General features: G+C 37.2%; 17 protein-coding genes and 2 pseudogenes. All 19 read right to left on the minus strand.

Translation table 11 applies throughout. The features are described from left to right. Nucleotides 1-112: 112 nt before the first annotated feature. Nucleotides 113-514 carry a nuclear transport factor 2 family protein gene (locus M3636_RS10695; protein ID WP_251382446.1) on the minus strand — a complete coding sequence of 134 codons (402 nt, stop codon included), beginning with the start codon at nt 512-514 and terminating at the stop codon, nt 113-115. 82 nt (nt 515-596) lie between these two features. Further along, on the minus strand, nt 597-1,178 hold the full coding sequence (locus M3636_RS10700) for a hypothetical protein (RefSeq protein WP_251382447.1): 582 nt from the start codon (nt 1,176-1,178) through the stop codon (nt 597-599). A gap of 43 nt (nt 1,179-1,221) precedes the next feature. Next, nucleotides 1,222-1,932 (minus strand): class I SAM-dependent methyltransferase, encoded by a 711-nt coding sequence (locus tag M3636_RS10705; RefSeq protein WP_251382448.1) that lies wholly within the window; start codon nt 1,930-1,932, stop codon nt 1,222-1,224. A 42-nt stretch (nt 1,933-1,974) separates the two neighbouring features. Then, on the minus strand, nt 1,975-2,460 hold the full coding sequence (locus M3636_RS10710; RefSeq protein ID WP_251382449.1) for an AAA family ATPase: 486 nt from the start codon (nt 2,458-2,460) through the stop codon (nt 1,975-1,977). Between the two features lie 306 nt (nt 2,461-2,766). Then, the gene (locus tag M3636_RS10715) at nt 2,767-3,186 is read right to left on the minus strand and encodes a DUF4279 domain-containing protein (RefSeq protein WP_251382450.1); all 420 of its coding nucleotides are present in this window, start codon (nt 3,184-3,186) and stop codon (nt 2,767-2,769) included. A 24-nt stretch (nt 3,187-3,210) separates the two neighbouring features. Then, nucleotides 3,211-3,789 (minus strand): histidine phosphatase family protein, encoded by a 579-nt coding sequence (locus M3636_RS10720; RefSeq protein WP_251382451.1) that lies wholly within the window; start codon nt 3,787-3,789, stop codon nt 3,211-3,213. Nucleotides 3,790-3,847: 58 nt separating this feature from the next. Further along, nucleotides 3,848-4,297, minus strand: a complete 450-nt coding sequence (locus M3636_RS10725) for a DUF1569 domain-containing protein (protein WP_145410621.1) — start codon at nt 4,295-4,297, stop codon at nt 3,848-3,850. 85 nt (nt 4,298-4,382) lie between these two features. Next, entirely contained in the window at nt 4,383-4,955 is a 573-nt protein-coding gene (locus tag M3636_RS10730; protein ID WP_251382452.1) for a class I SAM-dependent methyltransferase, read from the minus strand. A gap of 48 nt (nt 4,956-5,003) precedes the next feature. Further along, nucleotides 5,004-5,531, minus strand: coding sequence for a phosphotransferase-like protein (locus M3636_RS10735; RefSeq protein WP_251382453.1), 528 nt, complete (start codon nt 5,529-5,531; stop codon nt 5,004-5,006). An 8-nt stretch (nt 5,532-5,539) separates the two neighbouring features. Beyond that, nucleotides 5,540-5,983 (minus strand): cupin domain-containing protein, encoded by a 444-nt coding sequence (locus M3636_RS10740; RefSeq protein ID WP_251382454.1) that lies wholly within the window; start codon nt 5,981-5,983, stop codon nt 5,540-5,542. Between the two features lie 31 nt (nt 5,984-6,014). Continuing rightward, complete coding sequence (locus M3636_RS10745; protein WP_251382455.1) at nt 6,015-6,320, minus strand: hypothetical protein; 306 nt, start codon at nt 6,318-6,320, stop codon at nt 6,015-6,017. 50 nt (nt 6,321-6,370) lie between these two features. Continuing rightward, a pseudogene (locus tag M3636_RS10750) lies at nt 6,371-7,032 on the minus strand (HAD family hydrolase). A 63-nt stretch (nt 7,033-7,095) separates the two neighbouring features. Further along, entirely contained in the window at nt 7,096-7,545 is a 450-nt protein-coding gene (locus M3636_RS10755; protein WP_251382522.1) for a GNAT family N-acetyltransferase, read from the minus strand. A 90-nt stretch (nt 7,546-7,635) separates the two neighbouring features. Next, nucleotides 7,636-8,196, minus strand: a pseudogene (locus M3636_RS10760) (DEAD/DEAH box helicase family protein). A gap of 70 nt (nt 8,197-8,266) precedes the next feature. After that, nucleotides 8,267-8,701 (minus strand): NUDIX hydrolase, encoded by a 435-nt coding sequence (locus M3636_RS10765; protein ID WP_251382456.1) that lies wholly within the window; start codon nt 8,699-8,701, stop codon nt 8,267-8,269. A gap of 258 nt (nt 8,702-8,959) precedes the next feature. Next, nucleotides 8,960-9,607, minus strand: a complete 648-nt coding sequence (locus tag M3636_RS10770) for a nucleoside deaminase (RefSeq protein ID WP_164848679.1) — start codon at nt 9,605-9,607, stop codon at nt 8,960-8,962. 36 nt (nt 9,608-9,643) lie between these two features. Beyond that, nucleotides 9,644-10,033: a hypothetical protein gene (locus tag M3636_RS10775; RefSeq protein ID WP_128101517.1), complete on the minus strand. Its 390-nt coding sequence runs from the start codon at nt 10,031-10,033 to the stop codon at nt 9,644-9,646. A gap of 195 nt (nt 10,034-10,228) precedes the next feature. Then, nucleotides 10,229-10,882, minus strand: coding sequence for a lysozyme inhibitor LprI family protein (locus tag M3636_RS10780; RefSeq protein ID WP_251382457.1), 654 nt, complete (start codon nt 10,880-10,882; stop codon nt 10,229-10,231). A gap of 288 nt (nt 10,883-11,170) precedes the next feature. Next, nucleotides 11,171-11,494, minus strand: a complete 324-nt coding sequence (locus M3636_RS29950; protein ID WP_483311508.1) for a DUF6933 domain-containing protein — start codon at nt 11,492-11,494, stop codon at nt 11,171-11,173. Nucleotides 11,495-11,704 lie beyond the last annotated feature (210 nt).

An 11,704-nucleotide genomic window follows, 5' to 3' on the forward strand; every position in this document is an offset into this window, starting at 1 on the left:
GACCTCCTTTTGATGAAACTATATTGTTCAGTCCAATCTATTAAAAACCCTATCCCATACGCTTTAAGGGCGGAAAGCTTGTTTTCAAAGCAATTCATTAGGACTCAGATTACTAGATAGCAACGCTAACTTGTTTGTATGGATAAGATTTATCTTTCTTCATCTCATATTCATTCAGTTCTATAATTAATGAGTTCTCAAAGTAAACTATACTAGTGCCATCCCATTCATACGTTGTGCCCTTATACTTGCATTTGAACTTCCATTCAACAAAAGCTGTCATCTGCTCGTAATCGAAGCCGATATTATGAATATCCCAATACATAACCTCATTGTCGCTACCGTTCCACTGTTTAAACCATCGATTCAGTTCATCTCGACCTTGAATTACTTCTCCCGTGCACTCCCTTACAATTGCTTCTTCATGAATGCTTCCGACAAAGAGATTAAAATCCTTCTCAACCCATGATCTGAAATATTGATTAATAACTTCGACTGCCGTTTCTCGATCCAATGTTTATCTCCCCTTAAGCAACGGATACACATCATGGTGTTGCCTGCAGATTCTATGCGTTCAATCCAACCTAGCGTCGCTATTAATCATTTCGAGCTATATTTCGAATGATTAATTCAATGGAGGATTGGGTGGAATTCCAATCCATATGAGAATGTCCCGTAAATGAACTCGCAAGATAGGCGCATTGATGAAACAGAAGTTCCAATCCCAGTTGCGATGCATTGATGACCCCGATATCTTGATCAGTCTTAATCCTCAATTGTCCTTCGTACTTCCAATGCTCCCACGTGTCCCACATTGAATCATCATGACTATTTTCTAGAGTTAGACGGTATAATTCTGTCTTGGTGAATCGAGTAGAAGCCTTGATTTTTCTTAGATCCTTCATTGTGAGTGGGTGGATAGCTCCGTTGAAAATAAATACATCCATATTCGAATCCTTGTCACGTTCTAAAAATATAACATCGTGAGATTGCATACTATGCCTAAAAAGACTTGATAAGAGAAACATCTCTTGGCAGTCAGCAGCATCCATTAGCAATATTCGACCTAGCTCTTCTTTTATTTCAACATTTATATCTTTTTGCTGTAATACAACGACGGTTATTTCTTTCGATTTCATCCGTACTTTTGCTCGTTCTAGTTGATAGGACATTAACATCGTATACACTCCAAACATGTGGAACTATACTAAAGTTCTCTATTTAAATGCTGTTATCCTTATTGTATATCCGCAACAGTTGCTTCACATTTCGCTGAAACTCATAACCTGTATTTTGAATTTCGTAATTCCACCCAGCCTCTTCGATCAAGTTGATAATAGGATCCAAATGTGTTGATCTTTCACTTGCTAAATCCAGAATAGGAAACACTCGAATTTCTTTGCGCGTTACTCTCATAAGTTCTCGTATGGTCGCTTGGTGAAAACTCAGGTCTAGTCGATCTGAATACATAAACAAGAAATGCGCCGACAACGTGATATCAAACTGATTATGCTGAAATGGTAGTTGCGGCAAAGTTGCTGCTAGATAACGGTTAGAATTTACACACATATCATCAGTGCAGTCTGTTAAAGCTCCCATCCGACTTGATCTCAGCTCATCAACTGTTTTGAAATAATTCCAAACATAATTTTGTTTAACCTTTCCAATATTCTCAATGCCATGTTCTACATCTAATAGCCCTTTTTTCTTAAGTTGCTGAACCGGATGAGAGTATGCAATATCAGCAGCTGTCACATCTCCTCCTAACCGATTCGCTATAGAGGTAAAGGAACAAGCGCCAGCAGGGCAATCTAGTATTTTGTTATTGAGAATATCTTCGTTGGACAGATTAAATATATCCCTATATTCTTCAAAAGTTCTTCCAATGAAAATGATGCGTTCTAGATTAAGTCCAATGTCCGAGGAATCCATAGCTACTCAACTCACTTTCAAGGAATGATGAATTTCATGAAATCACCAGTTACTTAAAACCCACTCTTTAATCTCATTTGCTACATCTTCAGGTGTAAGTTCACTTGTGTTGATTGTTGGCATTGGAGGCGTAAAAGCTATACTTGCATTCTGCACCAACCAATTGGCAAAATTCTTATGCTCCTGGACAGCTTCATTCCCCCAGCCTCGCGCTAACAATCTTGCTGCACGTGTTTCGTCATCGCAATGCAAGTTAATGTAGTGAATCGTCTCAAACTTATCCTTGTGGTCAGCAGATTCAATGTTTTCTGGAACCATCGTTCCACAGAGCACAGTGCCGCGACCACTTAATGAAATACTATAAGCAATTCTGAGCCAGTTTGCTTTTGCAATTTGCCAGTCGACATTGTCGATAATGTCCATATCAAATACATCAAATTCAGGCAGGCTCTCACGCACCAGTGCGCAAACCGTGGTTTTGCCCGTTCCACTGGCACCTGTAACTACAAATAAAGGCAACTTGCTCATATAACTTCATCCTCTCAGTACAAAATAATATGTAAATTCGTTTAGTTGAAAATGACATGTACCAACATTTAAAACCTACTTTGTCTATAGTGTACTAAGGCTTCATCATTCGCTTATGTATTTCTTTTAACATGAGCCATTACATTCAATACACCTATAACAACTAATGAAAATGCTGGAATTAAAAATAAATTACTTGATGTTGAATCAGAGATCACAGTCGCCGTAACAAATCAATTTGCAGCAGTAAAATTTAAAACTCCAATCATGAGAAAGCTAACCTTCTTCATTAAATCATCTCCCAGTTCAAACTGTATCCGCTGAATACGGATTTGCATACAGATCGACATCAATTTCAGCATGAATTGAATCAGCGAACTTCATAAAATTAGAGTCAAAATATAGAGCAGGTGTGTAACCCTCTTCCATCACGATAACAATATAAAATTTACACTTCAGTTGATTTTGTACCTGGATAGTATTGATTTCGTCTGCTTTTTCTTTTAATACATTCATAACTTTGATCAACTGGTCATTTACATCTAGAGACTCTTCATATTCAGTACCTACTGTCCAGGATGTTTCTTGATGACTATGTTTCACATTAATGATATCCCCTTTTCTAGTAACGCTGGTTGGGGTAATTTCAAGCTTCGATGTCACTTCATCCGGATCAAAATAATCACCAAATAGGCTATAATAAGCCTTTACCTGTGTTTTAGTCATCGTCTCTCCTTTCATAAAGGAATGTTAAGCACCGTCTAAATGAGATATACAGTTATAGCGTTCACAATTCCATCTCACTTGCTCTTTATTTATTATGGTTACCGATGTGTTATGGAGACTTTCTTGCATATCCACATGCCGAACGAGCTTACTCAAGATCAGCCCAAGTATTGCCCCATGACTTACGATCAGCAACTTTTGATTCGGATGTCTCTCAGCTAGATCCGCGAGGCAGTCTACTCCTCTTTTAATAATATCCGCCTGTGGCTCTATACCTAAATCTAGTTTCGACCAGCTATATCCCCACTGATTAACTCGCTCTTGTTCGGTTGTACCTTCAGTAAGTCCACCATTTATTTCTCTTAAACGTAGGTCGGTTCTCACTTCAATGTTCTTCAGTTTGCCTATCATTTCTGCTGTATCGAGCGCTCTGCATAAATCACTTGAATAAATGATATCCCACTCTTCGTTCTCCATTCGCTTAGCAAGTAATTTCGCTTGTCTTCTTCCCTCGTCATTTAAAGGGATATCCGTATGTCCCTGCGCTCTAAATTCATAATTCCAATCCGTAACACCATGTCGTATAAGTCCAAATACCGTCATAGAAGTTCCCCTTTCATAGGATCTCATTCTCCATTCAAGTAGCCCTTCTTTCCATTACCTAAACACCAAATTGCCTTAAATGATGGTCTAGATGTTTATAAATCCCCTTCCCCCATTCTTCAGGAGAGAGCTTGCCAAAGAAAGGATGCGGTTTTCTTGTACATTTCTCAGGCCCATCATGTTGGAAGGTAACTATCTTTTGGAGCAACATCTTCTTTTCTAGTTCAAACTCTCTCTCATCTACAATCATTATCTCAGGAATTGTGGACATATTATGTGGCAGCGGCTTGTCATTGTAAAATACGGGTTTCGCTAATTTTCCGATGATTAATCCTAGCCAACTTCTTGCAGAAGTAGAGTTTCCCATTGCGATGTCCTGAAACGCCGAGCAGTGAGCCAGCATCTGTGAAGCATTCATCTTCCCCCATTGCGGCTGAGCATCCGGACGGAGTTGGTTGAGACGCTCCACAATCTCATTAGCATGAACTTGTTCGAATAGGCTGTTCATTTCATTCCTCCTAAGAACATCGTTATTACTATGTTTACGGATGGCACAACCATAACTCCTCTTGAGTCAGCGAGCTTTAAGGTAACTATTTCTTAATCGCATCTACAATCAGAGATGTAAAACCCAAATTGCCATTCTCATTTCGATGATCGTATCGCTTAGACCTATAGATGAATCCCTTTTCTGGATTCCAATCTTGAGAATGAAAACGTCCATCTTCGTCCCAATATTCCAATAACTCAACATCAAAGCCGGCTTCCTCAAACATCTGGGTGATTGTTTTATAATTATGTACGATCTTATGACTTGCCGCTGGATGATCGAGAGGTCCTGGGCCGCCAATCTTAACTAGATTCTGATAATCTTCATTTGCAAAATAACCATCAGGAACCGCGCAGCGAATATAACCTTTCGTACGTAGATACTTGTAGCATATCTTAGAAGCTTGGACTCCCTCTTCGTAGGTCATGTGCTCCCAGATGTGCTCTGATAAAATGGCTTCTAATTTTCGATTCTTAAAACTTCGTTCCCAATCTTCCCACCGTAATAGATTCAATTCATTCTCTTGAGTTTGTATCCACCCTTCATAATTTTGTGAGGAAGCACCTATAATAATTTTAATTGGATCTGTTGGCGCTATATGAGATATATCTATCATATACTTCTCCCCTTTTACTTTTATTCACTACACTTCCCTCGAAATCTTTTAAATATTAACTTCACTCTTGAAATAATGCCCAATAATTTTCTCAGCACACTCTTCTGGCGTGTTCAAGCTCGTATCTATGGAATAGCTAAAATGAATGTTCTTAGCCATCATTGCATGCTGCTCATCTGATTGCTTCTCTCCACGATCACCGCGCTCAATATTACGTTTCCGACATAGATCTAATGGACAATGCACCTCAACGATATCCAGAGGATACCCTGCAAAAATCTCCTGGACTTGTTCATAATGCGGTTGTAACTCTGGTCTTTCAACAAGTATTCCATCAATTAATACGTGCTTTCCATGATCTGAAAACAATTTTGCTGTGTGATACATCATAATGATCGCTTCACTTAAGTACTTCCAGTAGTCTGTTTGGAGATGCTTATCCCCAATCGTATTTTCAAAAAGATCATTAGCTACAACATAAAAAAACGGCTCAGAGTAGGTTTGCATCGCTTCTACGATAGATGTTTTGCCTGAGCTGGTTACACCATTCAAAAATATAATTTTCCCTTTTTCCATTTCTCTTATCATCCTTTATTTGAAATTAGGTCTATCTCGGAAATATGCTTGGTCAGAAGATCTAATTGAGGTGAAGCAAACCAATCTGGCTTAATCTCGCAATCTCCACCAAATTTAATAACATGTGTAACGGCTAACGATGACATATAGATGTTATGCGGTCTTAAGGGAGGAACCATGACGCTATCGTTCTTTTTTATAATTCTCAAAGACAATTGATTCTGCTCATCAAGTTCTGCATATGCAATCCAACCTTGTTGTACAACATATACTTCATTTAATGCTTGGTGATAATGACTATTCTGCCACGCGCCCTTCTCGGAACCTTCCGTTCGGATATATGAGCTACCATCGTTATTGATTAATCTAAATCGCTTTTCGCCATTATCCATAAGGTGGTATGCCGTTTCTACTCCTAAGCTTTTTGCCTCTTCCAAAGAGATCACTTTCATTGGTTTGCTCCTTGTTAATTTCCCTTATAGATTATAAATTCTCTTTCATCATTTCTCTTATAAGTATTGAAGCGTTCTCAATTTTTATTTTATTATTTCTTGTATTACTCTCCCAGCCGATTGATTCTGCATATTCGACTAGTCTTGCAATCAACTTTGGCTCATAAACACCAATATCCCAGCGATCTCCCCAACGAATGAAATATTCAGCAAATGTGGATTTAAACTGATTCGAATAGATGCGCAAAACGATATTATCATCTTGTTCATCGACTACATATAAGTACAAAACACCGTCTATAGTTATTTTCCGAACTTGCTTCCTAAATACCTTCAAACAGTCACCTCTTTATTTCTGTAAATGTATCCCTCCGGTATAATTATAATTCACTTTGAAATACGTTCTATGATGCTCTTTATTTCTACCAAGTCCTTAATGGACATATAGTTTGTTGAAGGTTTACCAAAGTAATCATCTTCTTTCCAAATTCCTCTCATACCCGCATGAATACTTGCATCGACATCATTGACTGGATGGTCTCCTACAAATATCGATTCTTGAGGTTCTAATCCTAAACGATCTAAAGCTCTATTAAATAAGTTAATGTCTGGCTTACGCAAACCCTCAATTTCAGAAATGAATATTCCGTCAAAATAATGATCAATGTGTAGTCCTTTGATATTGTTCATCTGAAATCTACCGAATCCATTCGTTATAATTCTAATTTCATTTGCTTGTCTTTCAAATAGTCAAGAATTTCTATTAATCCGGGAAAACCAATACAGTGATATTGAAATGATTGAATATAGTCCTCCAGTAATTCGTCCCAATTCAGATCTAAATTAAATTCATTGATTAGCGCTTGATAAACTTTGTCTTTCCAGACATACCCCTTCTGATCTAATTCAATAAATCTCTGTACAAAAATGGGTTCATCTACGCTTTGAAAAGCCTGAATTCGATGATATTGATTACGAATGAAAGCAATTAATGATTGCTCGCGATCAAGCAATGTCCCATCCAAATCAAACAGTATACCTTTAATCATATATTCTTCACCCTTTGTTATATGTGCGAGTATTAAGGAATTGAGCACTGGTACTTATAAAGTCTAAAAAGTCTTTTCAAAAATATATAAGTCCCCTTCTTCTCTAACTTTAGTAAACCCACACTTGGTATAGAAATGATGATTCTTAACACTCCAATTAGGAGTATCCAGCCACCATTTTGCACTATCCGGAAATTTTCTTTCAACCTCTTGCATTACTTTCATTCCGATCCCTTGATGTTGAAAGTTTGGATCAATAAAAATCCTGCCAAGATTGTGTACTTGATTGGTTTCAATAACGATTATAGCTCCACCTATTATCTTTCCATTAAGAAGTATCTTGAAGTATTCACATTGTTCGATCATCTCTTCTTGCCAACGTGCAGAGTCGTATCCTACTGGACCTCCAGATTCACTGTTGTTGAAGCGCCTTGATTCATCATCAAAACTAGCTTTTTGTATTTCAGCAAGTTTATTTGCATCATATTTCATAGCTCGTTCTAATATCAGCACCATTAGATCCCTCCCATTAAAGTGACTAGATTAAAGATGATCTTTTTGTTGAATGATTCACTGTTTGTCTTCTGTGGTACAATTTCAACCTTACAAATCAAACTCTTTTTTAATCAGCTCGGCTGCCTGACCTGCTTCCAGTCCGACGGTATTAATTCTCATATAATTGGGTTTGGTAATCTCCCCGGGCATTGAATTGAGCCTATGCTTTTCATATGTTTTAATCAGTTCGGCCTCCGACCATTCCACGTCTCGTTTAGTAGGTTTATGTGCCAACCTATTTTCAGTCGTATTGCGTTTTTTGCGTTCTTCCAAATCGGCTTCTAGTTCAACTAAGTATACCGTTCCGCCTCTTGATTCGAATAGGCTTGAAACCTGCTCAATATAGTTCCAATCGCTTTGTAGATCGAATGCCCATACAAACGTAAATATGAGTCCTTCCAATTTGCTCTTAGATACTTCTTCAAAAATCTCTTGCCGAATCACACTTACCAGGCGCTTTCAAGCAGGTGTACCGTAATCGAAAAAAGGAGACACAAAATCAATAGACATGTGATTATGAAATAATTTCAAATCTGTTTTGGCTTCTAAACATTGACCCACCGTCATCTTTCCTACGGCTTGGGGACCAAAGAGTATAACTAACTTCATTTAAATGTGCCTCCTCTATACATTATTGCTAACTCGTAAATTCGTTGTCTATCGTTACATTTAAGTTTGCTCAACTCTGCAGTATTTTTCTTCCTTCATTAAAATACATACTCTCATTTCCATGAATTAAATTTTTAAATCCACCTTTATAATAAGGCATTAATTCATCCGCCTCTTCTATGTCCAACCATGCAATTTCAGAGATTTCATCTGGTCTAATAATTTGTTCTTCGCCGCCTACGATCTCTGCCCTAAACGTATAAAAAATGACATGTTCATTGATATCCTCAAATTTGCACTCGTTGATGGCAACAATCCCATGGACTTTCACTTCAAGTCCCGTTTCTTCTTTTACCTCGCGAATCGCAGCCTGATCTAATGTTTCATTTAACTCAACAGCTCCACCAGGAGGAGACCAACTTGATCGATCAGCATTTTTAACTGCAAGAACTTTAGTTTTGAACGGGTCTGTTATTAGTGAATACACAACGTCTACTCTTCTCATTAAAACCATATCCCTTCTATATGCCTCTAAATTAAGCGCTCTCATTGATTCAGAATAACCGCGTGAGAATAGGTTCTATTTAAAGGGAGCCTCTTTCTTGCAGAAACCTAATTAGTTCATCATCGTTACTTGCTTTATTAATCACTTCTTGAATAAAATCTGCCTTACCCATCGTATAAGCGACTCTATCATGTTTAAATTGTTCTTCGAGTCTCTTCTTTAAATTCAATATCCAGTGTGAATGGTATTCAGATACCATTAAAAAGTCTTAATCTCATCAGATATATTATTAATAATCAATTCAACGGGATCGTTATTCCTCACTGCCTCTTGCAATCTCCCCTCTCTATTCCACTTTATTCCTAATTCAATAGCTTTAGGGTACTTCATTCTGTACTTATCCAAAAATCGAATTGCTTGTTCTTCGCCTAAAGCCCTTATAACCTGGTCAGTCCTTAACACACGTTGAAGTTCTCCTAGATATGTATCAGCACACTTGATATCGAGGTTTCTTGACTTGATGAATGAATTCTCTGCATCATTTAGATTGGCACCACCTGCAATAGGATCAGTTGCTGCGAATCTTACTTTCCTAACTCCTGACATGATAATTGCACCAAAACAAAGTACACAGGGTTCTGTTGTTGTATATAGTGTGTAGTTTTTGTGTTCTTCTGAATCTAACGTATCCAGTTGTAACAATGCATTTATCTCTGCATGTGCTAATCTATTCGAGCACGTTTGTTTAATTGGAGCCGTTGTTTCGTTGATTCTATTTCTACCTCTACTAATTATTCTATGACTAGCATCAACGATAACTGCACCGATAGGAATTGAGCCATGAGCATATGCTTGCCATGCTTCTTCAAAACTAGCTTTCCAACCATCTGATAGTTTCTCCCACACACTTAACACCCCATAATTGACGGATTAGGCCTTTCATTATTCTTGTTTCCATTGATGTGTTTCAAGTAGTTTTCCAGTTTCAAAATAACACTGCATTACTTCAAGCATAGGATTTAAATCTATACAAATATTATCACAATAATTTCCTAACTGACCACCAACAACCAGGGAAATATCATTTTCTCCCTGTTTATCGTTCATAAGAGTATATATATTACCATCGATTGTTATAGACACTATAAAACACTTCGGTCCACCTCCAACTAATGCTGAATCTGTGTCTGATATCTCACAAAAAACTAATGTAAATTTATCCCCGTCCAGTTTTATTAATAAACTTAAGGTGTCCGCCCATGTAGGATTCACAACTATTTCTTCATTAAAGGTGGAACCTTTCCATTCATCAATACCAATGGATTTTATCATTTTTTCTGTTCCTCCTTTTTAAGTGTATTGCCAAATCCACCAAACTCAATCTGGTATTCTTTTGTGAGGTTAAGACGTTATTTGGGGATCCACCTTGAAAAACATATTCAAGTATTCTGCTTTCTCATAATTCACTCATGTTCCCATATTCACGAAAACAACCTAGCCTTAGATAGCTCTTATCCTAGGACTAGGTTATTTGCTGACAGAGTATAAAAACTCAATTTCACCATCTAATAAATATCGATATTCATATAATTGTATGGTTCTCTCTCTTATTCTCTCCCTTATAGCTGTGGCTAAGCTTACGGATCCACTTGATCCAAGGTAACCATTATTAATAAATGTATCCTCTACAAATTTTGATTCCTTTAAGTGATACTGTAACCAATCTTTCTGTGATTCGATTAAGGCTTCTCTTGGTTCTCCATCCAACTTAGAAAGAAGCTTTTTATATATGTGGTTCAACTCCTTATCCCATATCTCTGTATATTTACCTTGTAACGCCCCCCATTCCATGGTTGTAACAATCTCATTAGCGTTTTGAAATTCATTAAATTCCACTTCATAATCATGATCTATAGGATTCCGAAACATTTCATCATAAAAATCGCCTTTCGAATCAAGGTTCCCAATGGTCGTAGGTAACACTTTATAATTAGAAGTTTCCGATGGATTTCCCATTATTTCTTTTGATTCTGTTCCATTACCTGTACTCACTGCATCAGGAGACGGTTCAGAACTCTTTATTGATTCAGTTCCGCTGTTTAACATAGTAGATTGACTTATATTCTGACAAGATGAGAGCATTATTGTAATAAAAAATAATAATAGTATCTTACCTCTCATAACATACCTCCTCACCTTTAAATCTCCAGCTACGCCGTGATTTGCAAGGTTGTCCACCTGAAATGCCTCTTGAAGTCCAAGGACAAAGCCCATGACGAATCAAATTTTCTTAGATCAGAACCAAAAACAAATTTCTGTTCAAATCAATAGTATTTATCAATTCACGTTTCAATTAGAAGATAAAAAATCTGAAGTGGCAGCTTTAAATAAACGGATCTTTCGTTTGGAATCAGAGTTCAAAAAATAATAGACAATGATCATGTTCAGCCATCAAACTCTGAATCATCTTCAAACTATGTTGTAGTTCCTATGATCCCATAAAGATTCTATAAAATAATGAATAGGCTCTTTGTAATTTATTGGCTTGTAAATCATTCTGTTCAGCCATTTCAAGCGTTCGATATTATCATAAAAGTCATCCTCGACAAACCATGTAACCTCTTTCATTGTTCCTAGAACACTTCTATTGTTTGTCTTTGAAATAACTACTTCAGCGCCATACTCTAAATATTTATTGATTAGTGTTTCATTAACTCCTTCTTGAAGTAAGTATTCGCGTAAACTCGAAATCCATCGGAGCCACTTCTTTAGGAATTCAACAAAATCAATCACTTCAATTTCTAGTCATGAGCAATGTCAAAAAGTCTGTCTCTTCAATACTCACTCTGCATTTTTTTGTTCTTTATTATACACTATGGAACTAGAATAAAAAGTGGACACCCGTTAACGGACAGAAGGATAATAAGGCTAACGGAGGTGTGTCCACATGGGAGAACAGCGGCAACGATACAATGAAGAATTTAAGAAACAAACGGTAAAATT

Origin of the sequence: Paenibacillus sp. MER 99-2 (assembly GCF_023714095.1) — a bacterium.
In the GTDB taxonomy this organism is placed as follows: domain Bacteria; phylum Bacillota; class Bacilli; order Paenibacillales; family Paenibacillaceae; genus Paenibacillus.